Below are 25,464 nucleotides of genomic sequence, written 5' to 3'. Positions count from 1 at the left end.
AATCTTTTGGCAAATATAGCCCGGGTCAGTCAAGGCGTTCCGACCTTGTATAAACCAGGCATTTCCATGAAAGGTTGTGACCCTGATTAAAAGCTAAACCACAGTTTTTATAGTAAAAACCCGCAAAATTGCAAACGTTTAGCACTATGCGAAAAATACCCTCTTTGGGGTATTGCGGCTATGCAGAATTAAGTTACCTTTGTAATGGTTTTTCATAGGATATTGGATTTTAAAAACGGGGCTGGATTTCTATCCTGGCCCCTTGTTTTTTTCAGGCGAGGAGCGGAGTATATGGGTGAGAACCATTAAAGATCTCCAGTTGCGCTATCCTTGCTGCCCTCAAAATGTTCCCGGATTAATTTTGCTTTTGCGACGCCAACCTGTTCTGAAAGGCTTTCAAGTGATTGCTGCCGTACATTGTTTACACTGCGAAAAGTTTTAAGCAGTTGTGCTGCGGTTGCTTTCCCGATTCCCTTTATTTCTTCCAGTTCATTTTTAAAAGTTCCTTTGCTGCGCTGGTTCCGATGGAAAGTGATTCCAAAGCGATGCACTTCATCCCTGATGCGGCGGATCAGTTTCAGGGATTCGCTGTTATAAGGAAGCTTGACCGACTCGCTGTCGCCCGGGAAAAATATCTCTTCCTCATTCTTAGCCAATCCCGCCAGGCTCATGCTTCCCGTTAGTCCCAGTTCCCTGATGGCCTCCATTGCCGCTCCCAGCTGTCCTTTCCCACCATCAATTATTACCAGCTGTGGAAGGGGTGCTTTTTCATCCCGCAGTCTTTTGTAGCGCCGGAATACCACTTCTTTCATGGTGGCAAAATCATTAATGCCTTCCACGGTTTTTACATTGAAATGCCGGTAGTCTTTTTTGCTGGCAACACCATCGCGAAAGCAGACCATCGCTGACACCGGGTAGGCCCCCTGGAAATTGGAGTTATCGAAGCATTCGATGTGCACCGGCAGTTCCGGCAACTGCAGGTCTTCCATCAACTGGTATAACACCTGCTTTTTTTCCATGTCCGATTTGCCTTCCAGGTGCAAGGTTTTTTTCCGCCGGATCTCTTCCTGGAAATAATTGACGTTTTTGAGCGACAGGTCAAGAAGCTTTTTTTTATCACCGGCTTTTGGGACGGTGATCGTCAGGACAGGCTGGCGGCCTGCCAGGTATGCTTCAGGCTGCGGGCCGTCTTCGGCTGCAATTGTCAGGGCGGGTGGTGCGGGCTCCTGAAAGGGGATGCCATCCTCTTTGCCGGTATTCCCGCCGCCTTCGGCGGATGCTCCCAGTTCAGCCAGGGGGAAGGGCACAATGACTTCCGAAGCCAGGCTGTTGAATGTATCACGCAACTGGCCGATGGCGAAGGTCAATACCTCCTCTTCGGTTTCATCGAGGTGTGTTTCGAGCTGGATCGTATGGGTCTGGACAATGGTGCCATGCTGCACCATCAGGTAATTTACATAGGCGATATCGCCCTCCTTCAGGATGGAATAGACATCCAGGTTGCCCAGGTGCCTGCTCACAATAACGGAGCGGCTCTGGTATTGCTCCAGGTGTTCCAGCTTCCTGCGCATCAGTTCCGCCTTCTCAAACTGAAGGTCCCGGGCAAACTGCTGCATCTCCATGCGGAATTGCTGCATTACCGGCGCCAGGTTGCCCTTCATCAGGTTCTTTAACTGCAGCAATCCATCCCTGTACTCCTGTTCTGTTTGCAATCCTTCACAGGGCCCCTTGCAATTGCCCAGGTGGTATTCCAGGCAAACCCTGAATTTTCCTTTTCGAATATTGCTTTCCGTTAGATTCAGTTTACAGGTGCGGATGGGAATATTCTGCCGGATAAAATCCAGCAATTCCCTCACTTTACCCACGGAGGTAAAGGGTCCCAGGTATTCGGACCCGTCGTTGATTTTCCTGCGGGTGAAGAAGACCCTTGGGAAGGGTTCTTTTTTAACGACCAGGAAGGGATAGGTCTTGTCGTCCTTCAGGTCAATATTGAAGCGGGGACGGAATTGCTTGATCAGCGCGTTTTCCAGCAGGAAAGCATCCTGCTCGGAGTCAACAATGGTGAATTCGATCCGGCCAATCCGCTGTACCAGTTCGTGGGTCTTGTAGCTGGTAAAGGTTTTAGTAAAATAGGAACTCACCCTTTTGCGCAGGTTTTTGGCCTTGCCTACATACAAAAGGGTATCCCCGGCATCAAAGTATTTGTAAATGCCCGGTGAGTGCGGAATGGTGTGTGCTATTTGCTGAAAAGCTGCGGAGGTCATCTTTATTCGGTCGGATCCCAAACGACTTTAAGCTGTGATATTACCGGTTTGCCACTGGCCACCTGCTTACTGCGGATCACCTGGTAGTAATGATCGGCTTTCCAGAACATTTTTTCTTCCACCAGGGTATCCTGCTGCTGGTAAAGTTTTTCCATATAGACAGATTTTACTTTGTCTGTCTGAACGGGGTCGGGCGATAACACCACATCCACCCTTTTCAAAGCCAGGCTGCTGTCAGCTGTATGGTAGGTGAAAGTGATACTGGGTATGGACTGGTCGGCAAAACTATTCTCTTTGAATTTCTCACGAAGCGGGCTGGCGGTGATATCATACTCAAGAAAGGGGGCGGCCAATAATCTGCAATCGGCCAGGGAAAGGGCAGCCGTATCTTTTTTATCCCCGGTGGATTCATATTTAGTAACCGGCAGTTGTAGCGAATCGATGGCGGTAAGCTGTGAATGTATAAAACCGGTAACCGGGAAATACGCATTTTCGGTGGCAGTGGTATCAGTGCTGCTTTGGTCAGCCTGGCCCTGGTTGTTTCCGCAGGCAGTCAGAATGGATGCCGTTACGAGAAGAGCAGGAACAAATATTTTTAACATGCCCCAAAATTAAGGAAGGGGGATGAGATTAAGGAGGGCTGCTGTTAGCGGATGGTTTTACTTACGCCGATCCTGACACCGTATTCCATCAGGTTTTCACGGATGGGGTATTGTTTTTTATAAGTGGAAAGCAGGTTGTAGCGGAACTGGGGTCCGAAATGCCAGCGGGTATCACCCTTCCGGTAAGAGACAGAAGCCTCCAGTCCGGTTGCAAGATTCCAGCGGCGGAGCAGGGAAGGCTCCTTGACATAGTTGGAAAAATCGCTGCTCAGCAGGTATTGGTCGGTGTTCAGGAGGTAGCTGGGTTGAAGGCTGCCCGCCAGGTTCACCTGTAGTTTATTGTCGCCCAGGATCATCAGCTCAGCACCAACGGGGATGCCAATCTGGAGGTACTGGTTATGCAACCTTTCCGGGTTATTGCCTGCCAGGTTGCGAACGTTGGAGGTAGCAACCAGGGTATCCCTGCGCATGCCGAACTGGGTATTAAGCGCAAGGGTTGCTCTTTCAGGATAGTGTGAAAATGCGGCTATGCTGTACCTGGTGAAGTTGAGCTGCAGGCCTGTCCGGATGGAAAGAATCCTGCTCACCTGGTAGCGCAATCCGCCTCCCAGTTCAAAACCGACGGCCGGTTTGTGGTCAACAAACTGGTTTACGTTGAGGTGCCGAACCATCAGGGGTGAGTTACCATAAGCCACATATGATTTGCCCTCAAACAGGTTGCGGTAGCCGATGGATGGCGAAAAGTTCAGGGTGTAGGCAAACCTGTTTTTAAGTGCAGCGCGGGTAGCAGGTTTTATGCCGGCTGCAATAAAATTATTCCTGGCAATCTGTGCATCGGGTTGCTGCTCATACCCTGCGGGGGCAGCCAGGGTGTTTATGGCAAGGGATCCCTGGGTGGTTTTTGCAGTGGCAAAAGGCAGGTATTCATTTTGTTGAGCTGCCGGGGCTGTTAACGGGGTTGTTCCACTGTTCCGGTCAGACAGCGGTATGGTTGCCATTTCCCTTAGTGCCGGCAGGTTGATGGGATTACTGGCCAATCCTGGTGCATCCAGGAAGTTTTCAGGAACGGTAAACTGGTCCTGCATATCCTTTCGGTCCAGCTGGAGTGGTTCGAGGGAACGTGGTGCCACAATGGTAACCGGTGGCATCAATGATTTGGCCCGCAGTTTGGCGATAATATCATTTACCGTAACGGTGCTTTCTGTTTGGCCGCCTGGAACGCTGCCGGCGGAGAATGCAGCGGTTTTGGTGGAATAGCCGGCGATTTTACGGGAGTCCGGGGCAAAAGAATTCTGGTTGACAAGCAGAATGCTGCCAGTCAGGATCAGTAAAAGTAACACACCCAGGGCGACTCTCCTCCTTCCGGAGTGGAAATGGCGATAGATATTCGTCCACACTCCATGAGAAGGGTACATTCTATGCTGGTCTGCGTTTTCTCTTAAAAACTGCTCAAATTCGTCCTCAAAAAATTGTTGCTCCATCATCGTCCGGTTAGGGATACGTGTTGTTTAATCTGCCACTCTTTATAGAGCATTATTACCTTCCAAACGCTGCTAGCAGCGACACTTTATTCTGGGGTTTCTGGATAATTTTCTGTTTTACAAGGATATCTTCGAGCATTTGCCGGGCACGGGTGTACTGCGACCGGCTGGTACTTTCTTCTATGTCAAGAACGGTTGCGATTTCTTTGTGGGAATAGCCTTCAAGGGCGTACAGGTTCAGGACGGTTCTGTAACCGATAGGAAGGAGCCTGATGCATTCTATGACCTGTTTGGCCTGTACGATAGAGGGAACGGAATCTTCCCTTACCTGCAGACCATTGGCATGAATAAGGTCAACGCTTTCGTTGAATTTCTTATTCCTTTTCAGGTGGTTGATGCAGGTATGTACCATGATACGCCTGATCCAGCCTTCCAGCGCCCCCTGTGAGCGGAAAGTGTGGATCTGGGAAAAGACCTTGATAAAGCCTTCCTGGAGCATATCTTCCGCGTCTTCCCTGTTGTGCGCGAAACGATAACAGACGGACATCATTTTAGAATTGTATTTCTGGTACAACTCTTTCTGAGCCATCGGTTCGTTATTGATACATCCCTGCAGCAGAACTTCTTCCGTCATATTGAGGATTATACTATCGTAATTTAGGGAAATTTTCTGGCAACCCAATAAAATGTAAAGGGTGGGGGAAAGGGGTTCCCCCACCTTCACCAGGAAGCCCGGAGGCTTATAATCCAGTTGGATCCCGCCGCTACCAGCCCGCTGGAATAGGGGCGATAGCGCTGGTTGGTCATGTTTTCCCAGCCCAGGCCTGCCTGGAGGTTTTTGCTGAACCGGTAAGCCGTTTTCAGGTTCACGGTGTACCAGTCGGGAGCGTATGGTTTACCGTCGGAACCGAGTGCATAGATATCAGTCTTCGACTGTTCCGATGGTGCCAGGTTCTCATTGCTGATGGCGCTGTTGTAGAAACTGTTCAGTTCCAGTTGCCATTTGCCTTTGGTGAATACCATGGCAGCATTCCCGTAAAAGGGCGGGGCATGGCGAAGTGGTAGTTTTTCAGCGTTTTCAGCGGCATCGGTATTGTCATCGGTTTCGCGGCCGGTAATATAGTTGGCATTGATCCTTGCGGAAAAATATCTGCCTACCGGTACCTGGGCCGCAGCCTGAAGTCCCCATACCGTTGCTTTGGCCGCGTTTTTCAGGGCCTCCACCCGGCTTAAGATCCCATCGAACAGAATACTGTCCATTCCATTCAGGCTCGCCGGCCGCCTCACTATCGCATTGTCCAGAATGGTATGGAATACATTCAGTTCAAGCCGCAGGCCGTTTTCCGGCGAGTATTCACCCGGGTTGGTGAATACCGCACCCAGTTCAAAATTCCAGGCATATTCGGGCTCCAGATCCGGATTGGGAACCGTTATGTTTCCGGGTGCACTCTCGAACAGTTTGCCGATATCGTCAATGTTGGGCATGCGGTAACCGGTGGAGATATTACCGTTCAACTGCCAGTTATCTGTGGGGCGGTGCACCATCCCGGCATTGAAGGTAACCGCGCCATCCCGCAGGTTTGCCGATTCATAGGGAAAGGGTATGTATGTTTTGTCAAAATCAGCATCCAGGCCGTTATAACTGTAACGGATACCCGAACTAAAGGTCCAGTCGGGACGGAAATTGATTTTATAACTACCATATATACCCGAAGAAAACCAGCTGCTGTTGTCGGGATACCTGCTTACAGCCGGGGCCGCAGTGCCGTTTTGAATATCGGTCTGCCAGCCCTTTGAGCCTATTTTATTGTGTACGTATTCCGCACCCCAGAACAGTTGCGCCTTTCCCAGCGTCTTACTGGCGTCCCAGTTAAAGCTCAGGGCATTTACCGATTCAGCCTGTTTATTGCGGATGGTTTTACCCCTGGTACGGTCGATCCTGCTTTCTGCGTAATTCTGGTAAGAGGCGGTAAACCTTGCATTGTCGTACAGTGCTGTTTTCCGGTTATGCGCCAGGTGCAGTGTATGCATTCTCCACAGCATGGGTCCGTAGTTCCATTCCGCAAACCGTAAACTCCCCGAACGGTACTGGATCAGGCGGTCATACCTGGGTGCAGTTCCTGTTCCGGCATAGGTAAAACTGTATTGCAGCTGGAGCTGATCTGTGATGCGGAACCTGAGTTTCTGGAGTATGTTCAGTTGATCATATCCTGTAAACCGCTGGATCCGCGGATCAGCATTTTTGATGATGCTGTCCCTGCCATTGATCCTTTCTACGTATTCAGTGCGGAGGTAACGGTCCTGCCCGCCATGCCTGCCCATTTTGAGGTCGTCAAAGGAGCTGAAGCTGACGGAAGAAAGCCAGGACATCTTCCTGCCCGCCAGGTTGAAATCTGCATGGATGGTCTTTTCCTGGTTGGCAGTGGCGTGTCTCACCATCGCGCTGCCTTTTACCAGGAGTTTTTCATCCCGGGCAAAACGGGCTTCGAGACTGTGGAAATCCATCACACCGCCTATAGCGTCACTGCCATAGATCAGTGAACCGGGACCAAAAACGACTTCTGAAGATTCCAGTGCCAATGGATCAATGCTGATCACATTCTGGAGGTTGCCGCTGCGGTAGATGGCGTTGTTCATCCTTACGCCATCCATGACCAGTAATACCCTGTTGGTGGCAAAGCCTCTTATCATGGGGCTGCCGCCACCCAGCTGGCTTTTCTGTATGAATACGCTGCCGCCCTGTGCAAGCATGTCTGCAGCGGTCTGCGGCTGCCGGAACAATACCTGGGCACGGTTTATTTTGGTAATCTTATTGGGAACTTCATTGAGTTGCTGTTCCCATTTGTTGAAGGAAAAAATGACTTCGTGTAATTCTTCTACTTTTTTTGTTGTGTCTGTGGGTGGCTGCTGCGCCATTGCCTGTACCAGGTTCAGCAGGCATACTGCAATACCGGCAGGTATGCGCAGGTACACGGTGATGCCGGAGGCAACCGCCCTTATTTCTTTGTGCATGATGGGATGATTGGCAATGAATAACTAAAATGAGTTCATTTCGGTTATGCATGCCTGGGAGGTGAGAATACAGCGGTCAGGTTTCCCTGAGGCAGTAATGATTTGCGGGCTGCCGCGAAAGTTTTTTCTGCTGCTGCGGCGGGAGGATCAGGGTCGTGGAGTTGCGGCCAGGTAAAGAGTTGCTGCAGCCAGTGGGCATAACCGGCAAGTGATTTGTTGTGGTTGCGATTTTCCTTATCCAGCAGGCGGATTGCTTTCATGTGCAGTTTGGTTTCTGCATCATCAAACAATCCGCTTACCGTCAGGTCATCACCTTTTTGGGTGATGGAAAACACATCAAAGAGCCGTCCCCGGAGGATGATCTCTTTTCCTTTTTTGTACCAGGCAAGATCCGCCTGTTTAAGTTTCAGGACAGTCAGTTCCTGTCCCATCAGTTTTTCCTCCATCCTTTTCCTGATGATGGATTGCTGCACCTGGAAGTAGCACGCAAATAGAAAAGGCGTCAGGACCAGTGCGGCCAGGGGGATGGAAAAAAACCGGTTCATTTTTTCCTGATCAGGCTGTCAATCGGGTATTTAGCCTTCATGTCGTTCATTACCTGGTCTGCCCATCCGGTCATCATTTTTTTCTGTTCCTCGCTTAGTTTGGCATTGGTGTGCACAATTGTGTAGGAAGGCAGGGGCATTTCGCCGGCTTCCACCAGTTCTGCAATTTCTTCCAGTTTATGGTATTGGCGGCGAAGGTTATAGTTGCCGTAATCGTCGAAGTTCAGCTCTTTTTTTCCTTCTTCCACATGGTCGTCGAGCCACCAGCCTACGGGTTGGATATTGGCATACCATGGGTAAACGGTATTGTTGCTGTGGCAATCATAGCAACTGGTTTTCAGCATCTGGTCAATATCTGCCGGCACAGTTGCGAAGTTGTTGATATTGGCGGGTGCCGGGGTGGTTGAGATATTGTCTTTTTTGGGTCTGAAAACCTGCAGGACAATCAGTACAACCAGCAGAAACAGAAGGATCTTTTTTATCATTTGATCGGTTTTAGGATTATTAAACCAGTTTAGGATGGATTTATACCAGTACGTTGCCGCTCATCTCTTTCGGAATGGGCAGTCCCATAAAATGAAGGATGGTTGGGGCGATATCGCCCAGCTTCCCGGGGTTCACGGTGCCGCGCCAGTTTTTATCGATAATGAACAAGGGCACCAGGTTCAGCGTGTGAGCGGTATTGGGGCTTCCGTCTTCATTGATCATAAAATCGGCGTTGCCATGGTCTGCCGTCAGGAAAATCGTGTAACCATGATCGATAGCCGCGGTCACCACCCTTTCCACGCATTTGTCCACTGTTTCTACGGCTTTGATGGCAGCAGGGAAGATTCCGGTATGCCCAACCATGTCGGCATTGGCGTAGTTGAGGCAAATGAAATCCGCTGATTCCTTTTCGATTTCAGGCACCAGGGCATCCGTCAGGTCATAGGCGCTCATTTCCGGCTGCAGGTCATAGGTTGCCACTTTGGGTGATGGCTTCAGGATGCGGGTTTCACCTTCGAAGGGCAATTCGCGACCGCCACTGAAGAAGAAGGTTACATGCGGATATTTTTCTGTTTCGGCGATCCGGATCTGTTTTTTTCCGTTGGCCGCGAGCACTTCACCAAGCGTATTGTTCAGGTTATCGTTCTCGAATACGACGTTTACATTTTTAAAGGTTTTGTCATATTCCGTCATGGTGGTATAGTGAAGGTTCAGGTGTTTCATTCCATGTTCCGGCATATCGGTCTGGCTCAGGACCTCAGTGATTTCGCGGCAGCGGTCGGTGCGGAAATTAAAGACCATTACGGAATCACCGTTTTTGATGGTGGCCAGTGGGTGGCCGGCATCGTTGGTGATGACAGTAGGCATCAGGAACTCGTCTGTGATGTTTTTGTCATAGGATTCCCGGATGGCAGCCAGGGCATTGGTGGCTTTTTCTCCCGTGGCTTTTACCATGGCGTCATAGGCCAGTTTTACCCTTTCCCAGCGTTTGTCGCGGTCCATGGCATAATAGCGGCCACTGACTGTTGCGATGCATCCGGTGGTCTGGTCGAGGTGAGCCTGGAGGCTGGTCATATATCCCAGGCCGCTTTTGGGGTCTGTATCCCGTCCGTCTGTAAAGGCATGAATAAATACTTTTGAAAAGTCTTCCTGTTTGCAGAGGCTGACGATGGCTTTCAGGTGGCTGGTATGGGAATGGACACCGCCGTCGCTCACCAATCCGAGCAGGTGAAGTGCCTTGTCATTGGCTTTGGCGGTCCGGATGGCGTTCAGTAATACCGGGTTCTGCTGGAATTCGCCGTCGCGGATAGCCACATTGATGCGCTGCAGTTCCTGGTAAACGATCCGGCCCGCACCCAGGTTCAGGTGGCCCACTTCACTATTGCCCATCTGGCCTTCCGGAAGTCCGACTGCTTCTCCACAGGTAATGAGGGTGGTATGGGGGAATTTGCTGTAAAGACTGGTAACGAAGGGTACATTGGCGTGCTGGATGGCATCACTGGACGCTACTTTCCCGAGCCCCCATCCATCCATAATAATCAGGATTGCTTTTTTCATTTTTTATTGGTTCTGCTTGAAACTTACCGTAAATCTAGGCAAAAATTCAGCCATTGACGGCGGATTTGGGTGGTTTTTGACAAGTTGGCACACTTTTGGAAGATTGATTGCTACCTGCCGTAGTCCGTTATCCTTCCGAAAGCTCATTACCGTTAAACAGTAACGTATGAAAGCATTTTTTACAATTATCCTATTAAGCGCGACTATTTTAGTATCCGGATTTGTTAACCGTGCCGAAACTGATTCAGTGGTGGTGGCACTCAAATCGGGTAATGCCAATTTGTTGTCACGTTATTTTGATTCAAGGGTTGACATCAGCCTGCCGGAGAAGAGCGATAACTACAGCCGTATCCAGGCAGAAATGATCCTGAAGAATTTTTTCAGCACCAATGGGGGCGTGAAATCCTTTGAACTGAAACACCGTGGTGAGAACAACGGATCCAATTATATTATCGGGGTGCTGATGACACAAAATGGTCGTTATCGCACCACCCTGTTCCTGAAACAGAAAGGCGAAAAGCAATTCCTGCAGGAAATGAGGTTCCAGGAGGAGTAATTAAATGTGTACAATATCCCTTTGATGATCACAATATTCTCGTGAAGTGCCGGCCCCGCAGTAATGCGGGGCTTTTTGCTTGGTTGCGGGCAGACTTTGGAAGGGTGAAGGGAACTGCCCCTTATCTTTGTTTTATGATAATTCCTGATACTTTATTTACCAGGCTGATTACGGAAGCACTGGCAGAAGATATCGGCGATGGAGACCACTCCACGCTTTGTTGTATTCCGGCTGGGGAAAAGGGTACTGCCGTTCTCAGGATCAAGGAGGATGGCGTGCTGGCAGGTATGGAAGTGGCAGAGCGGATTTTCAGGCAGATGCAGCCCGATATCAGTTTTCGCGCTTTTAAGAAGGATGGCGATGATATGCAATACGGGGAGATTGCCTTTGAGGTAGACGCCGATATCCATACCATTCTGCAGTGTGAGCGCCTGGTATTGAATTGTATGCAGCGGATGAGCGGAATAGCCGGATTGACCCGCCAGTATACCGAAAAGATTAAAGGATATCATACCAAAGTGCTGGATACCCGGAAGACCACGCCTAATTTCAGGCTCCTGGAAAAATGGGCGGTTGCCATCGGTGGCGGGGTGAATCATCGGTTTGCCCTGTACGATATGATCATGCTGAAGGACAACCATATTGACTATTGCGGCGGTATTACCAGGGCGATTGATAAAGCCTGGCGATATGTTCAGACGGTAAAACCCGGATTGAAAATAGAGGTGGAGACCAGGACACTGGAGGATGTGCGGGAAGCGGTGGCTGCCGGCAGGGGGAAGGTATTCCGCATTATGCTCGATAATTTTAGTCCGGCCCAGATTGAACAGGCACTGCCGCTGATCGGCCCGGATTTTGAAACAGAGGCCAGTGGGGGAATCAACCTGAACAACCTGGAGGATTATGCGAAGACCGGGGTTGATTTTGTGAGCGTAGGGGCGCTGATTCACCAGGCAAGGAGTGTGGATCTGAGCCTGAAAGCGAAACGGTGAAATGGTGAATGGTGAATGGTGAATGTTTAAAATAGAGAGGATGTCTAAAAAGAATAAGTCAGATAGGAACGGGTTTGTTTTTTCAACGAATCCTGATTTTCGGTTTGAGGAGGAAAATGAACCGGAGATGACTACATTGGCGCCTGATAAGCAGGTGCTGAGGGTGAGGCTGGACACCAAACAGCGTGGAGGCAAGGCCGTTACACTGGTTACCGGATTTGCAGGCACCGCAGAGGATCTCGAAAAACTCGGCAAACAGTTGAAGAATTTTTGCGGCACCGGCGGTTCGGTCAAGGATGGTGAGGCGATCATCCAGGGCGACCAGCGCGAAAAAGTGCTGCAGTGGCTGCTTAAGAACGGGTTTGCTAAATCAAAAAAAGTGTAAACGGTTCTGCGAGGCCGGATTCCCTGATAAAATAGTATGACCGAATGAACTTACTGAATGCAACCGATGCTTCCTGGGGGCTTTACCAGCTTATTTTCGTTTGTGCGGCACTGTTGGCCATGTACAGCTCCTATGCTTGGTATGAAGGTAGGCGTGAAGCAAATGCCGAATCTGTAAGGCGCGCCAGGTTATTGTTGCTGCTGGCCGTGATCGCGATGGTGGCCACTGCGATGGTATCTTTCGCCATCACAGGAAAGCTGCCTTATTAGTGAGGTGTCAACAAAAAAACAACCGCCCGAAGGCGGCTGTTCTGTTTATTTCCTGGTCAGTGATCACCGGCTCAATGGTCATATGCTTACTGTCCCTGTGCCAGGCTGTAAGCCTTTTTATCGCCCCAGACATTGAGCAGTTCAGATGAGCAGATTTTAAAATCATTCATCAGCCTTTTGTATAACTCAAGGATATCTGTTTGGGTTACTTCGGCTTCACCAACACTTTCGAAGCGGGCGCCATAGAGGTTTACCATATTGGTAAATACGGATCCCTTGGGCCACACCTGGGTTCCCCGGTTGCTGATGGTAACCAGTTTGAACAGATCGCCGGTATGCCGGAGGCATTTTTCTGCAACAGCCAGCGGTTGCTCACTGCTTTCAATGAACATGTCAACTCCAATAATCATTTCATGCTCCAGTTCCTTGGACATGATCATCGGGTTCTCTTCCAGCTTGAATACGGTAGGCGTGATGGGTTTGTTTGGCAGCAATGGCCTGGCCCCATGAGCGGGGGTCTTGCCCAGATTGGCAATAATGGCATTGGCAAATTCTGTGGTGTTTACCGGAGGAATGCTTTTGTCGCCGAAATCACCGGTGTGTACGCCGCTTTCCAGCGTGTACAGGAGGGCGTTTTCGATGATGGCCGCGTTCTCCATTAGTCCGAGGTGGCGCAGCATGGCAATGCCACTCAGCAGGAGGGCGGTTGGGTTGGCGATATTTTTTCCGGCTATATCCGGCGCTGTTCCGTGTACGGCTTCGAAAATACAGATATGGTCACCGATATTGGAAGAAGGAGCAAATCCAAGACCGCCAACAAGTCCGGCACAAAGATCGCTTACGATATCACCCTGCAGGTTGGTTAGTACTACCACGTCAAATTCGTGGGGGCGGCTGACCAGTTTCATACAAAGATCGTCCACAATTACATCGTCTGCCTTCAGGTGGGGATAGTCCTTAGCCACTTCGTAGAATACTTCCAGGAAAGTGCCATCCGTGATTTTCATGATATTGGCCTTGTGTCCGCAGGTGATGCGTTTCGCGCCATTTTTACTGGCCATTTCGAAGGCATATTTAATCACCTGCAGGCTTCCCGGGCGGGTAATGAAGCGTCGACTGAGGGCCACGTCATGGGTCAGCATGTGTTCAATACCACCATAAGTGTCCTCGATATTTTCCCTCACGATGGTGAGGTCAATGGGAATGCCTGCCTTACTGAAAACAGTATCCACTCCGTGCAGGGTCTGGAATTCGCGTTTGTTGGCGTAGGTATTCCAGGTCTTGCGGGCAGTTACGTTGACACTTTTAACCCCTTTTCCCTTGGGCGTTTCCATGGGGCCCTTGAAGAGGATGGAGAGGTTCTCGATGGTCTCCTGGGCCTCCGGTGTCATACCGTTGGAATACCCTTTGTCGAATACCCATTTGCCCATGTCTACGAATTCGTACTCAAGCGGAACCTGGTTGGCCTGGAAAATACCGAGAACGGCATCCATGATTTCCGGTCCGATACCATCTCCTTTGGCTACAGCGATTTTCATACTAATTTATTTGGAAGGTGAGTTGTTAGGTGCCGCAAAGGTAAGACGGGGCAGAGATTGAAAAGCTAAAAAATGAACAAAAACTGGCTCCGGCGGTTGTTTTTATATACCTTTAAACAAATTACAGGGAATGAACAGTACTACCACACAGGGTGTTGAGGTGAGTGTGGAAACTTATTACCAGCCCGATTATTCGAATCCCATTTCGGGCGAGTTCATGTTTGCTTACCGGATCACCATTGAAAATCATAACAGTTTTCCTGTAAAACTGCACCGGCGCCACTGGCATATTTTTGATTCCAACGGCGAGTTCCGGGAGGTTGAAGGAGAAGGTGTGGTGGGTGTGCAGCCCGTCCTACAGCCCGGAGACCGTTATCAATATGTAAGCGGCTGTAACCTGCGTACCGAAATGGGCCGTATGTCCGGCACCTACCAGATGGAGAATATGGACACCAAAGGTTTTTTTGACGCAGATATCCCGGCGTTTGAGATGGTGGTTCCTTTCAAAAATAATTAAGCCGGCAGATTTCCGATCTGCCTTTATCAAAGTCCCTTTTCTTTCATTATGCGGTTCAGCCATTTCAGCATGGCGAAACACATTGCCGCCGCAGCCATCAGGAGGGCAAAGTTCAGCCAGAAATAGTTGGCCTTATCAGAATAGTTGTCCCACATGGTAGCCAATACCCCGGATAATTTATTGCCGATGGAAGTGGACACAAACCAGCCGCCCATCATGAGGGAAGTGATATGGGGCGGACTCAGTTTGGATACAATGGATAACCCCATCGGGCTCAGGAACAGCTCCCCAAGTGTGATCACGCCATAACTGGCAACCAGCCACCACATGCCTGCTTTTTCAGCACCGTTACTGCTCGCATATACCGCCCCCACCATCACCAGTGCCGACAGTCCGGAGATGAATAATCCCCATGCAATCTTAGTGGCCGTACTGGGTTCGGCGTTTCGTTTGCGCATCCACGTGAATAATGCAACGATCAGCGGGGTAAGTATGATTACCCAGCCCGGATTGATGGACTGGCTCAGGTTGGTTGCCCAAACTTTTATGGAACTGCCTTCTGCTGGTGTTTTCTCTGCGGGCAGGTTCCTGAAATAGGGATGGTAATTGAATTCTGTCAGCACTATGCCATTTTCTTTCTGTAAGCGGAATTGCTGATCATAAAGGGCTACACTGTCTTTTTTGAAAGGGATGGTCTGTGCCAGGCTGAGTTGATCAAAAACTGTGGCAGTGGTGCCATCCAGCGACCTGTCGGTATAACGGTCGGCCCAGGTGGTAAGGGCGGATCCGTTCTGCTTGAATACGGCCCAGAACATGATCACTACTGCGAAAATGGCCAGCAGTGCCGCTATGGGGCGTTTTTCTTCGGGGGCTGCTTTCCTGTATAGTGATCCGTAAAAATAGAGTACCGGCAGGCAGGCGAAAATGAAAGCATCTGTGGAGTCGGAACCGAAGATCGATCCTGGCAGCATCCAGCCGACGATGCCTGCAAGAACCGATGGCAGCAGTATTAATAAAGTGATCCTGGTGATGGACATATCGCCCTCCTTCACACCTTTTTTTATATCATAGGCGGCATAGTGACTGGTTCCCACCAGGAATACGATTACGCCAATGAACATGCCAACACCGGCCGCGATGAAGGCATAACCCCATCCCAGCATGATATAGAGTGCCGCGCCAAAGAAATTGCAAATAAAAGCACCCACATTGATGCCCATGTAGAAGATATTGTACCCTTCATCTTTCTGTTGAACGTGCTGTGGTGTGGAATATACATTTCCCAGCAGGGTGGAAATATTGGGTTTGAAAAAACCATTGCCGACGATCACCAGGCTCATGGAAGTGTAGAGCATAGCTGTATTGTGGATGGCCATCAGGCAATAACCAAGTCCCATCATCAGTCCCCCGGCAATAATAGATTTGCGGTAACCGAAATAACGGTCTGCCAGCAGGCCGCCCAGGAAAGGGGTCAGGAATACGAGGGCGATAAAGGTTCCGTACAGGTCAGCAGCTTCTGCTTCCGTCATGCCGTAACCCGTTTTGACATCTTTCAGGTAAAGCGTAAAGATGCCGATCATCAGGTAATAACCAAACCGTTCCCACATTTCAGAGAAGAACAGGAAAGGCAGGGCGCGGGGATGTGAAGACCACATGGAAAGAAGTTAAATGATAGATTTTAATCCTGGCCTTCGTGCATCATTTTCTGCAGCTTTTTGGTAAGCAGGAACAGGATCAGTGATGCGGTTCCGGCCATGAAAACGAAGAGCATGAAGAATTCATTCAGGTTGTTGATCTCAAACCCCAGGACAGATTTGTATTCAAAGGGGATCTTTAATTCCTTCAGCTTCGCAATTTCTTCGGTGGTGGGCGTTACGGTTTTAGCCAGGATGCCCTCCAGGTTAATATTCTGTTCTGCGGCTTTCTTGATTTCGGACATGCCCGGAGGGTAGAGGGTGCTTAAAACCCCGGCCAGTTTATTGGCGGCGGCGTTGGCAAGGAACCATACAGCCATCAGGAGTGATGCGAATTTAAGTGGGGCCAGTTTGTTTACGAGTGAAAGCCCGATGGGTGAAAGGCAGAGCTCGCCCCAGGTATGCAGGGCATACATGCCAATCAGCCACATCATACTTACTTTCACATTGGCCGATACATCTTTCACCCCGGTTGCGATCCAGAAATACCCGATGGCCAGCAGCAATAATCCCCATGCCATTTTGGTGGGGGAAGCGGGTTCACGCTTACCCAGTTTGATCCAGAGCCAGGCAAACAGGGGGGCAAAGCTGACCACGAAGAGTGAGTTAAGTGACTGGAAGAAACTGGCTGGAACCAGGAAGGATCCCAGCTGGCGCTGTGTCTGCTCTTCAGCAAAAAAGGTGAGGGAGGCGCCGGCCTGTTCAAAGGCACTCCAGAAGAAAATCACAAAGAAGGAAACGATGAAAATAACCCCGACTCTTTCCTTTTCAATTTTTGAAAGCGTTTTATCTGACAGCACAAAAAATACGATGTACAGGGCGGAAGCAATCAGTAAATATGTGAGGAAGCTGAAAACCTTTGCATCAATATAGAGCATGCCGATCATCATTGTTGCCAGCAGGGCCAGGCCTATTCCAATGAATAGCGGGTTGGAAAAACTTTTGGGAGAATCTTTCGGCACCAGTCCCAGTGGCGAACCATCGGGCGCCACCACGTATTTCTTTTGGAACAGGAGCTGGGTAACCACGCTGAGCAGCATGCCGATGCCGCCTGCCAGGAAGGCCCATTTGAAATCATCGGGGTTGCCGGTATCGCCTACCAGTCCGCACACAAAGGGACCGAGAGCACCGCCCACATTGATACCCATATAGAAAATTGTGTAGGCCGGATCAATCCTGCGGTCTCCTTTTGGATAGAGTTGTCCGACCAGGGAGGAGATATTGGGTTTGAAGAAACCATTGCCGGCGATCATGAAACCGAGTCCGGAAAAGAACAACATGGAAGACAGGGATTCATTTGTCTGGTAAAGCGAACCACAGAAGAACAGGATAAATTCCCCGATTGCCATCAGCAACCCTCCGGCGATGATCGATCTTTTATTGCCCCAGTACCTGTCTGCGATAAAACCGCCGATCAATGGCGTGAGGTAAACCAGCCCGGTATAACCACCGTACAAATTGGAAGCAAAAACCTTGTCGAATAAAAGGGCCTTGGTCATGAAGAGTACCAATACGGCCCGCATGCCATAATAATTGAATCGTTCCCACATTTCTGTGGCAAACAAAACATAGAGTCCCTTGGGGTGTCCGTTTTGTACAGCAATCGGGGTTTGACTCATGGGTGGTTCAATATTTATGTGTTAGCTTTTAGTTTAAAGGGGGAAAATAAGGATTAAATTGATATAGCAGCATCCGCGGCGGGCTTTGCGGGCATTTCTCTATTTTCGCAACCTGATTATTTGATTCCCGTCATTCATATTTGAAACAATCGTCATGAATATTCTTTTACTCGGATCAGGTGGACGAGAGCATGCGCTGGCATGGAAAATGTCGCAAAGCCCCTTGTGTGACCAGTTGTTTATTGCACCCGGAAATGCCGGAACTGGTTCCTGCGGAACCAATGTAAATATGTCCATAACCGATTTTCCGGCAATCCGCCAGTTTTGCCTCGACCAGCAGATTGGTCTGATACTGGTAGGTCCGGAGGAGCCCCTGGTAAAAGGCGTGGTGGATTATTTCAGGGCAAACCCTGTGAAACTGGGAGCTGAACTGGCTGCCAGATCGGGTTTGACAGAGATGCCCGTGATCGGCCCGTCCCAATATGGAGCACAACTGGAAGGTTCAAAGGCTTTTGCGAAAGCATTTATGGACCGCCATGGCATCCCCACTGCGGCTTACAGGGAATTTGATGCGGACAATTATGAAGAAGGAGTGGCTTATATACAGCAACATGCATTACCGATAGTGTTGAAGGCAGACGGACTGGCAGCGGGCAAAGGGGTTCTGATCCTGAACGACCGGGAAGAAGCCCTGGCTGAGTTTGAGCAGATGATCAAAGCGGCCAAGTTTGGTGAGGCTTCGAAGAAAGTGGTGATCGAAGCGTTTTTATCGGGCATCGAAATGAGCTCTTTCGTATTGACCGACGGCAAGAATTACCTCCTGTTGCCGGATGCAAAAGACTATAAACGTATTGGTGAAGGTGACAGCGGTCTGAATACCGGGGGCATGGGGGCAGTTAGCCCGGTTCCGTTTGCCAGCCCGGAATTTATGGAGAAAGTGATTGAAAGGGTTGTGAGACCAACGGTGGCCGGATTGCAGGAAGAGCGTATCGACTATAAAGGTTTTGTGTTCATTGGCCTGATCAAGGTGGATGATGAACCCTATGTGATTGAATACAATTGCCGGATGGGCGATCCTGAAACGGAAGTGGTGATGCCCCGGCTGCAGAACGACCTGGTTGAGATACTGCTGGCAACCGCGCGCCAGGAACTGGATAAGATCACCGTGGTGCATGATCCACGGGTAGCCTGCACCGTTATGGCAGTGAGCGGCGGATACCCCGGTGATTATGAAAAAGGAAAGCCCATCTCTGGATTGGATCTTGCCATCCCGGGTGAGTCGCTCTTGTTTCATGCCGGAACAGCTGTGAAAGATGGCAGGGTTGTTACCAGCGGCGGACGCGTACTTTGTGTAACATCCTATGGAAGCAGTGTGCAGGATGCGGTGGCGAAGTCGAAAAAAGTGCTGGCCGGAATTTCCTTTGAAGGCATGTACTTCAGGAAGGATATCGGGTATGAGTTCCAGTAAGAGATTTTTTTTACAATATCGGTAAACACTACATTATATGAAGGCTGTCCACTATTCCGATTACCTGCAGCTGGAAAAGATCCTGAATGCCCAGCAGCCTGAGAGTGAACTCAACAACCTGCCTGCGCACGATGAGATGCTGTTCATCATCATTCACCAGGCCTATGAACTGTGGTTCAAGCAGATCATGTATGAGGTGGAATCGGTGAACGGGATCATGCAGCAACCGGCATTGAATGATAATTCGCCCGAATTGCAGACAGTAGTGCATCGGTTACAGCGCAGCGTTACCATACTGAAGGTGCTGGTACAGCAGATCGATATTATGGAAACCATGACGCCCATGGATTTTCTTGACTTCAGGGATATGCTGAGACCGGCATCGGGCTTTCAGAGCTGGCAGTTCAAGGCGCTGGAAGCCAGGCTGGGACTGCAATACGAACAAAGGTACGGACAGGAATACTATATCTCCCAGTTGAGGCAGGAGCAGATCGACCTGATCAAAAGCGTTGAAGCAAAACAGCCCCTGATCAGTTTGGTGAACCAGTGGCTGGAGCGGATGCCCTTTCTTGACCAGGCAGCCGGATGGTTTGAAGAATATACTTCTGTCTACCGGGCAAGCCTGAACGAAAATGAAAGGAATAATCTCCAGGGATTTGAAAAAGTATTCGGGGCTGCTGCTGGTTCGGCCGGGGAGGATTCTGCACAAGGAACCAGCAGGCAACTTTCTCCCAAAGCATGCAGGGCCGCGTTGTTTATCATGCTGTACAGGGGGTATCCCATCCTTCAGCTACCTTTCCAGTTGTTGAATGTGCTGCTTGAAATCGATGAGCAACTCAGCACCTGGCGTTACCGGCACATGAACATGGTTCACCGTATGATCGGTGCCAGGGTTGGTACCGGCGGCAGTACCGGTAAGGACTACCTGAAGGGCGCAGTGGATAAGCATTATATCTTTAAGGAAATTGCACAGCTGACAAGCTACCTGGTTGAGCGGCGCAGGCTGCCGGTGCTGGACCGACAAATGGAAATGAAGCTGGGCTTTAGTGCCGGTTATTGAATCCGCCGGACTTAGGTTAAAATTCAGTAGGAAAATTAGCTTTCTCAGTATTGCCCCGATAAGAAGGATATTTAATTTGCTGGTTCCGGATTCCCTTTTACCGGCGAAATCAAATACAGTCCCAATGCCTGCTAATTTTATAAAGTGTTTTTTCGTCCATTTACGGCGGAACAGTCATCAAGTATTCTTTGGTTTATCAATAATAATGGCGAACCATTCCATTGCACAGACCGGCATAACGGGCATGGAAGAACGCCGGCAACAACCGGGTGCAGATACTGCAAAAATGCAGTGGTTTGCCGATGCCAAACTGGGCATTTTTATCCACTATGGCATTTACGCGGTAAACGGGGTGGATGAAAGCTGGAGCTTCCACAACAGGAAGATCAGTTACGCCGACTATATGAAGCAGTTAAAGGGGTTTACTGCCGCCAAATACGACCCTGAACATTGGGCGGCACTGATCAGTGAAAGTGGTGCCCGCTATGCGGTGATCACCACCAAACACCACGATGGAGTGGCACTCTGGCCCACCAGTCAGGATCATTACCAGGTAGTGAAACATACTCCGGCCAAAAGGGATATCCTGACACCTTTTTTCCGGGCGCTGGATAAATATAGCATCAGGCGGGGGGCTTACTTTTCCCTGATCGACTGGTCGCACAAGGATTACCCGGGCTTCCTGAAAGACAGCAGCAGGTATAAAATTGAAAACGACCCGGCACGCTGGCAGCGCTTTGTTAATTTCAACAATGCACAGATCAGCGAGATCAGCCGGCAGTTCAGGCCCGACCTGTGGTGGTTTGACGGTGACTGGGAACATTCGGCAAAAGAATGGGATGCGCCAGGCATCAGGTCCATGATCCTTCAACAAAAGCCTGAAGCCATTATCAATGCACGCCTCCAGGGCTATGGCGATTATGATACTCCCGAACAGAATACACCCATCACCCGCCCCAAAGGAAAATGGTGGGAACTGTGCATGACCATCAATAACAACTGGGGTTTCCAGCATGCCGATACCAACTGGAAAACACCCGCTGAAATCATTTCCATTTTTGCGGATGCTGTAGGAAGTGGAGGAAACCTGTTGCTGGATATCGGGCCCATGGAAGATGGAACCATACCCCGGGAACAGGTAACTGTCCTGAAAGAACTCGGTAAATGGAATAAAAAACACGGGGAAGCAATATTCGGAACCGTCGGCGGATTGCCGCAGGGGCATTATTACGGTCCCTCCACCCTCTCAAAAGACTCCACAACGCTCTATCTTTTCCTCAGCGGAAAACCATCAGGCCCGGTTGTGGTAAAGGGTTTGAAGAATGCCATTAAAAAGATCAGGGTGGTTGGAACCGGGGAAACACTGACGCATAAAATTGTTGGCAAGATTTCCTGGAGCCAGGTGCCCGGACTGGTTTTCATTGACATCCCATCCAGTGTGCAGGACCCATATATGTCGGTGTTGGCCATTGAACTGGATAAGCCCATCAGTTTGTATGCGGGGCACGGAGGATTGTAAGCAGGCAGTTGAAATCAATCTACCCTTCCGGCATCGGTCTTTTACCGATTTTACCGGTGACCAGCCAGCCCAGTGAAATCAGCGTCAGTGCCGCGGCAGACAAAAACATGAAAGTATGTCCCCCGGCCGTCCAGATCAGCCCCGCTGCCGAACTGGAAACCAGTGTGCAGATGCTCTGCCAGGAGGTATAGAAACCGATGGCCGTACCTCTTTTTTCAGCAGGAGCCAGGTTGGCGATCCATGCTTTTGAAATGCCTTCCGTGGCGGCTGCATAAATTCCATAGAGAAAGAAAAGGATAAAAACCCCGGCAATGCTTGTATTGAAAGCGAAACCGGTGTAAACGGCCACGAATATCAGCAAGCCGGAAACAAGGGTCTTTTTCATGCCCCAGCGATCGGCCAGGATGCCCATTGGATAGGCGCTCAGCGCGTACACGATATTGTAAAAAATATAGGCACCGATGGTGATGGAATCACTGCCGGTGATGGCTTTGGCCTGCAGCAGGAGGAAGGCATCTGAGCTGTTGCCCAGGGCAAACAGCAGGAGCCCCCTGAGCAGGTGGCGGTATTCCGGTGAGGATTGTTTCCAGTAGGACAGGTAGGAAAAGGGTGAGAATGGAACCCTGTGGGCTGCGGGCTGCGTGGCGGCTGGTTTTTCGCGGAGCAGGAAGAGCAGGGCAATGGAAACGACACCCGGAACAAGGGCCCAGAAAAACAGGCTCCTGTATTGACCAGGGAACCATTGCAGGAAAGCAAGGGCAAATAAGGGGCCCAGTACGGCGCCCACCGTATCCCAGCCGCGGTGGAAACTGAAGATGCGGCCGCGGTTCCCATGGGTTGATTCGGCCGCCAGCAGGGCATCCCGCGCAGCGGTACGAAGTCCCTTACCCATGCGGTCGGTGCTGCGCGCCAGGAAGATCCAGGCCGGCCAGGTGAAGATCGCCATCATCGGTTTTGACATCGCGCTGAGCGCATATCCCCAGCGGATAAAAGGAAGCCTGCGCCCGGTATCATCAGACAGCTTGCCGAAAAACCCTTTTGACAGTCCCACCACAAATTCCGCGAAGCCTTCCAGTATTCCGATCAGTGCTATGGAGAATCCGATTTCCTTCAGGTAAACGGGTACCACCGGGTAAAGCATTTCACTTGCAAAATCGGCGAAGAGGCTTACCAGGGAAAGGATCCAGACTGTGCGGCTGATCAGCGGGCGCTGTTTTTGCATACGGGGTTTTGATGATGGTTTGGTGAGGATGACCTTCCGGTGATAAATTTCGGCAAGTTCGCTTTAACAAAAGTTGGCGATTTGTGGAAAAAATAGTGATAATCAACAGGTGACGCTTTGATTTATCGGATTATTTGCATCAAATTTGCTGTCATTATATCCTGATCAAAAATCTGACCTCAAAAAAATGGGATTATTCAATTTTCTTACCCAGGAAATAGCCATGGATCTGGGTACAGCCAATACCCTTATCATACATAACGATGAAATTGTGGTGAACGAACCTTCGATAGTTGCGCTTGACCGTAACAATCCGAAGAATGTGCTGGCTGTTGGCAAGCGTGCATTGATGATGCACGAAAAAACACATGAGAGCATCCGGACCGTTCGTCCGCTGAAAGACGGTGTGATCGCCGATTTCAACGCGGCTGAACTGATGATAAGGGAGATGATCAAGATGATCTATCCCAAGAAGCCTTTGTTCCCGCCGAGCTGGCGCATGATGATCTGCATCCCTTCATCTATTACGGAGGTGGAAAAGCGTGCGGTTCGGGACAGTGCAGAGCAGGCCGGTGCCAAGGAAGTTTATCTCATTCATGAGCCCATGGCTGCGGCTTTGGGAATCGGCATAGATGTGGAAGAGCCGGTGGGCAACATGATCATTGATATTGGTGGAGGAACTACAGGTATCACCGTGATTGCGCTGGCGGGCATTGTTTGCGACCAGAGTATCCGGATTGCCGGTGATGAATTCACGGCAGATATCATGGAAGCCCTGCGTCGTTACCACAGTTTGCTGATCGGGGAAAGAACCGCCGAGCAGATCAAGATCCAGATTGGTGCGGCCATGAAGGACCTCGACAATCCGCCGGATGATATCCCGGTAAACGGACGTGACCTTGTGACCGGTATCCCCAAGCAGATCATGGTGAGTTACCAGGAGATCGCGGAAGCATTGGATAAAAGTATTTTCAAGATAGAAGAAGCCATCCTGAAAGCCCTGGAAACGACCCCGCCCGAACTGGCAGCGGACATTTATCGCCGCGGCCTGTACATTACGGGTGGTGGCGCCTTGTTACGCGGCCTCGATAAACGCCTAAGCCAGAAGATCAAACTGCCGGTGCATGTGGCAGATGATCCGCTGAAAAGCGTGGTGAGGGGAACAGGTATCGCGTTGAAAAATTACGACCGGTATCCTTTTGTAATGAGGTGATAAACAGAACTGGGGTGATAAACGGCAAGGGGTTGTATGCGTAATATTTTTCTTTTCATCCGGCGGTATTTCAATTTTTTATTCTTCCTGGCATTACAGGCGCTGGCATTGTCGTTTTTATTCCGCTACAATAAATTCCATGAAGCCGCCTTCCTGGGTGTGGCCAGTGAAATAACCGGCAGGGTGAATGATCGCTACAATACGGTGGAATATTATTTCAAACTCAAGAAGGCCAATGAAAACCTGGTAAAGGAAAATGTTGCCCTCAGGGAAATGTTGCGGTCCAATTACCAGTCTGCCGATACTTCCCGCCAGATCGTGGTTGATTCCATCAGGGTTGATTCCCTCAGGCCTTTCCAGAAATATGTGTACCTCGATGCCCGGGTGGTGGGCAGTTTTGTAAGCACCCAAACCAATTATTTAACCCTGCACCGGGGGGCTGACCAGGGGGTAAAGGAAGATATGGCGGTTATTGGTCCGATGGGCATTGTGGGCCGCGTGGTAAATAAAAGCAGCAATTATGCCACTGTAATGACCATGATCAGCCGGCAATTCAAGGTGGATGGTAAACTGAAAAACTCGGGTGAACGCGGATCCATTAGCTGGGATGGAGTGAACCCCCGTTTTGTACAGATGCGGAATATTCCGAAAAGTGTGAAAGTGGTAAAGGGTGATTCAGTGCTGACCAGCGAGTTGTCTTCCATTTTTCCGCCAAATATCCTGATTGGCACGGTTGACACGGTTCTGAGTGATCCGAGCACAAACTTTTTTCACCTGAGATTAAAAACGGCGACCAATTTTTCAACGGTTCAATACGTTTACGTAGTTCAGAACAAGCAACTGGAAGAGCAGCAGACGCTCGAAAAAGCCACGAAAAACACCAATGAGTAACCTGGTAAGAAATACGATCCGGTTTATATTATTCATCCTGGTACAGGTTTATATCCTGCACAAGATCCCGCCATTGCACCGGTTTATCGTTCCTTACCTCTATTTCCTGTACATCCTCTGGCTGCCCTTCAGCATGAGCCGTGGCTGGCTGATGGTGGTTTCGTTTTTTTTCGGCCTGTCACTTGATTATTTTCTCGTTACACCCGGACTGCATGCGGCAGCCTGTGTGCTGATAGCTTATGTACGGCCATTCCTGGTGAACCTGCTGATCAGGCAGGAAGGCGCGGAACAGAGTTATGGCGCACCTTCCATCAACAGTATGGGTTGGGCGCCCTATTTCATTTTTGTACTGGTGCTGACCCTCTTGCATCACGGTTACCTGGTATTCCTGGAATGGATGCAATTTGGTAATTTCTGGTATTTCCTGGGAAAGGTAGCGGCCAGTTCCGCCATAAGTCTTTTCCTGGTGCTGATAACGGAATTGTTATTCAACAGGAAAGAGAAGTACCGGACGAACGCGGCCTGAATGTATCTGCACTTATGTATTTTCGCATAATTAAAATACCGGCTGAAT

At 49.9% G+C, this 25,464-nt stretch carries 23 protein-coding genes; 11 read left to right on the top strand and 12 right to left on the bottom strand.

The window, feature by feature from the left end; translation table 11 throughout:
* Positions 1 to 305 precede the first annotated feature (305 nt).
* The 8 genes from BC349_RS19945 to gpmI all read right to left on the bottom strand — a co-directional run bounded on the left by BC349_RS19945 (position 306) and on the right by gpmI (position 9,947).
* The gene (locus BC349_RS19945; protein ID WP_246456862.1) at positions 306 to 2,264 is read right to left on the bottom strand and encodes an excinuclease ABC subunit UvrC; all 1,959 of its coding nucleotides are present in this window, start codon (positions 2,262 to 2,264) and stop codon (positions 306 to 308) included.
* A gap of 2 nt (positions 2,265 to 2,266) precedes the next feature.
* The gene (locus BC349_RS08335; RefSeq protein WP_187256291.1) at positions 2,267 to 2,866 is read right to left on the bottom strand and encodes a hypothetical protein; all 600 of its coding nucleotides are present in this window, start codon (positions 2,864 to 2,866) and stop codon (positions 2,267 to 2,269) included.
* A 44-nt stretch (positions 2,867 to 2,910) separates the two neighbouring features.
* Positions 2,911 to 4,350 (bottom strand): porin family protein, encoded by a 1,440-nt coding sequence (locus tag BC349_RS08330; protein ID WP_187256290.1) that lies wholly within the window; start codon positions 4,348 to 4,350, stop codon positions 2,911 to 2,913.
* A 52-nt stretch (positions 4,351 to 4,402) separates the two neighbouring features.
* Complete coding sequence (locus BC349_RS08325; RefSeq protein WP_187256289.1) at positions 4,403 to 4,981, bottom strand: RNA polymerase sigma factor; 579 nt, start codon at positions 4,979 to 4,981, stop codon at positions 4,403 to 4,405.
* Between the two features lie 86 nt (positions 4,982 to 5,067).
* Positions 5,068 to 7,359, bottom strand: a complete 2,292-nt coding sequence (locus BC349_RS08320) for a TonB-dependent receptor plug domain-containing protein (protein WP_187256288.1) — start codon at positions 7,357 to 7,359, stop codon at positions 5,068 to 5,070.
* A gap of 44 nt (positions 7,360 to 7,403) precedes the next feature.
* The gene (locus BC349_RS08315; RefSeq protein ID WP_187256287.1) at positions 7,404 to 7,904 is read right to left on the bottom strand and encodes a hypothetical protein; all 501 of its coding nucleotides are present in this window, start codon (positions 7,902 to 7,904) and stop codon (positions 7,404 to 7,406) included.
* Positions 7,901 to 8,389 (bottom strand): heme-binding domain-containing protein, encoded by a 489-nt coding sequence (locus BC349_RS08310; RefSeq protein WP_187256286.1) that lies wholly within the window; start codon positions 8,387 to 8,389, stop codon positions 7,901 to 7,903. The genes BC349_RS08315 and BC349_RS08310 overlap by 4 nt, the downstream gene beginning before the upstream one ends.
* 40 nt (positions 8,390 to 8,429) lie before the next feature.
* Positions 8,430 to 9,947, bottom strand: a complete 1,518-nt coding sequence (gene gpmI, locus BC349_RS08305; protein ID WP_187256285.1) for a 2,3-bisphosphoglycerate-independent phosphoglycerate mutase — start codon at positions 9,945 to 9,947, stop codon at positions 8,430 to 8,432.
* A gap of 166 nt (positions 9,948 to 10,113) precedes the next feature.
* Here gpmI and BC349_RS08300 point away from each other — a divergent pair, with 166 nt between their 5' ends.
* The 4 genes from BC349_RS08300 to BC349_RS08285 all read left to right on the top strand — a co-directional run bounded on the left by BC349_RS08300 (position 10,114) and on the right by BC349_RS08285 (position 12,149).
* Complete coding sequence (locus BC349_RS08300) at positions 10,114 to 10,503, top strand: DUF4783 domain-containing protein (protein WP_187256284.1); 390 nt, start codon at positions 10,114 to 10,116, stop codon at positions 10,501 to 10,503.
* Between the two features lie 134 nt (positions 10,504 to 10,637).
* Positions 10,638 to 11,495, top strand: coding sequence for a carboxylating nicotinate-nucleotide diphosphorylase (nadC, locus tag BC349_RS08295; protein ID WP_187256283.1), 858 nt, complete (start codon positions 10,638 to 10,640; stop codon positions 11,493 to 11,495).
* Positions 11,496 to 11,535: 40 nt separating this feature from the next.
* On the top strand, positions 11,536 to 11,880 hold the full coding sequence (locus tag BC349_RS08290; protein WP_187256282.1) for a translation initiation factor: 345 nt from the start codon (positions 11,536 to 11,538) through the stop codon (positions 11,878 to 11,880).
* 44 nt (positions 11,881 to 11,924) lie between these two features.
* Positions 11,925 to 12,149 carry a hypothetical protein gene (locus BC349_RS08285; protein ID WP_187256281.1) on the top strand — a complete coding sequence of 75 codons (225 nt, stop codon included), beginning with the start codon at positions 11,925 to 11,927 and terminating at the stop codon, positions 12,147 to 12,149.
* Between the two features lie 86 nt (positions 12,150 to 12,235).
* On the opposite strand, the gene BC349_RS08280 is transcribed toward BC349_RS08285, so the two are convergent.
* The gene (locus tag BC349_RS08280; RefSeq protein ID WP_187256280.1) at positions 12,236 to 13,687 is read right to left on the bottom strand and encodes an NADP-dependent isocitrate dehydrogenase; all 1,452 of its coding nucleotides are present in this window, start codon (positions 13,685 to 13,687) and stop codon (positions 12,236 to 12,238) included.
* A 130-nt stretch (positions 13,688 to 13,817) separates the two neighbouring features.
* Here BC349_RS08280 and apaG point away from each other — a divergent pair, with 130 nt between their 5' ends.
* Positions 13,818 to 14,204, top strand: a complete 387-nt coding sequence (apaG, locus tag BC349_RS08275) for a Co2+/Mg2+ efflux protein ApaG (protein WP_187256279.1) — start codon at positions 13,818 to 13,820, stop codon at positions 14,202 to 14,204.
* A gap of 26 nt (positions 14,205 to 14,230) precedes the next feature.
* On the opposite strand, the gene BC349_RS08270 is transcribed toward apaG, so the two are convergent.
* Together BC349_RS08270 and BC349_RS08265 are read right to left on the bottom strand one after the other, a co-directional pair.
* Positions 14,231 to 15,859 (bottom strand): peptide MFS transporter, encoded by a 1,629-nt coding sequence (locus BC349_RS08270; RefSeq protein ID WP_187256278.1) that lies wholly within the window; start codon positions 15,857 to 15,859, stop codon positions 14,231 to 14,233.
* Positions 15,860 to 15,882: 23 nt separating this feature from the next.
* Positions 15,883 to 17,517, bottom strand: coding sequence for a peptide MFS transporter (locus tag BC349_RS08265; RefSeq protein ID WP_187256277.1), 1,635 nt, complete (start codon positions 17,515 to 17,517; stop codon positions 15,883 to 15,885).
* Between the two features lie 154 nt (positions 17,518 to 17,671).
* On the opposite strand from BC349_RS08265, the gene purD reads away from it, so the two are divergent.
* The 3 genes from purD to BC349_RS08250 all read left to right on the top strand — a co-directional run bounded on the left by purD (position 17,672) and on the right by BC349_RS08250 (position 21,564).
* A complete protein-coding gene (gene purD / locus BC349_RS08260; protein WP_187256276.1) occupies positions 17,672 to 18,985 on the top strand; it encodes a phosphoribosylamine--glycine ligase in 1,314 nt (437 codons plus the stop codon).
* A 37-nt stretch (positions 18,986 to 19,022) separates the two neighbouring features.
* Positions 19,023 to 20,045 (top strand): tryptophan 2,3-dioxygenase, encoded by a 1,023-nt coding sequence (locus BC349_RS08255; RefSeq protein ID WP_187256275.1) that lies wholly within the window; start codon positions 19,023 to 19,025, stop codon positions 20,043 to 20,045.
* 205 nt (positions 20,046 to 20,250) lie between these two features.
* Positions 20,251 to 21,564, top strand: a complete 1,314-nt coding sequence (locus BC349_RS08250) for an alpha-L-fucosidase (protein ID WP_187256274.1) — start codon at positions 20,251 to 20,253, stop codon at positions 21,562 to 21,564.
* 19 nt (positions 21,565 to 21,583) lie between these two features.
* Here BC349_RS08250 and BC349_RS08245 read toward each other — a convergent pair whose 3' ends face one another.
* Positions 21,584 to 22,786: an MFS transporter gene (locus tag BC349_RS08245; RefSeq protein WP_187256273.1), complete on the bottom strand. Its 1,203-nt coding sequence runs from the start codon at positions 22,784 to 22,786 to the stop codon at positions 21,584 to 21,586.
* A gap of 187 nt (positions 22,787 to 22,973) precedes the next feature.
* Here BC349_RS08245 and BC349_RS08240 point away from each other — a divergent pair, with 187 nt between their 5' ends.
* Genes BC349_RS08240 through BC349_RS08230 form a run of 3 tightly spaced genes read left to right on the top strand, consistent with a single transcriptional unit; the run spans position 22,974 to position 25,416 of the window.
* Positions 22,974 to 23,999 carry a rod shape-determining protein gene (locus tag BC349_RS08240; RefSeq protein WP_187256272.1) on the top strand — a complete coding sequence of 342 codons (1,026 nt, stop codon included), beginning with the start codon at positions 22,974 to 22,976 and terminating at the stop codon, positions 23,997 to 23,999.
* A gap of 36 nt (positions 24,000 to 24,035) precedes the next feature.
* Positions 24,036 to 24,890 carry a rod shape-determining protein MreC gene (gene mreC / locus BC349_RS08235; RefSeq protein ID WP_187256271.1) on the top strand — a complete coding sequence of 285 codons (855 nt, stop codon included), beginning with the start codon at positions 24,036 to 24,038 and terminating at the stop codon, positions 24,888 to 24,890.
* Complete coding sequence (locus BC349_RS08230; protein WP_187256270.1) at positions 24,883 to 25,416, top strand: rod shape-determining protein MreD; 534 nt, start codon at positions 24,883 to 24,885, stop codon at positions 25,414 to 25,416. The genes mreC and BC349_RS08230 overlap by 8 nt, the downstream gene beginning before the upstream one ends.
* Positions 25,417 to 25,464 lie beyond the last annotated feature (48 nt).

The sequence above is a fragment of the Flavihumibacter stibioxidans genome (assembly GCF_014332695.1).
GTDB lineage: Bacteria > Bacteroidota > Bacteroidia > Chitinophagales > Chitinophagaceae > Flavihumibacter > Flavihumibacter stibioxidans.
The sequence above is the reverse complement of the archived record's forward strand: the minus strand, read 5'-3'. Positions and strand labels throughout refer to the sequence as shown.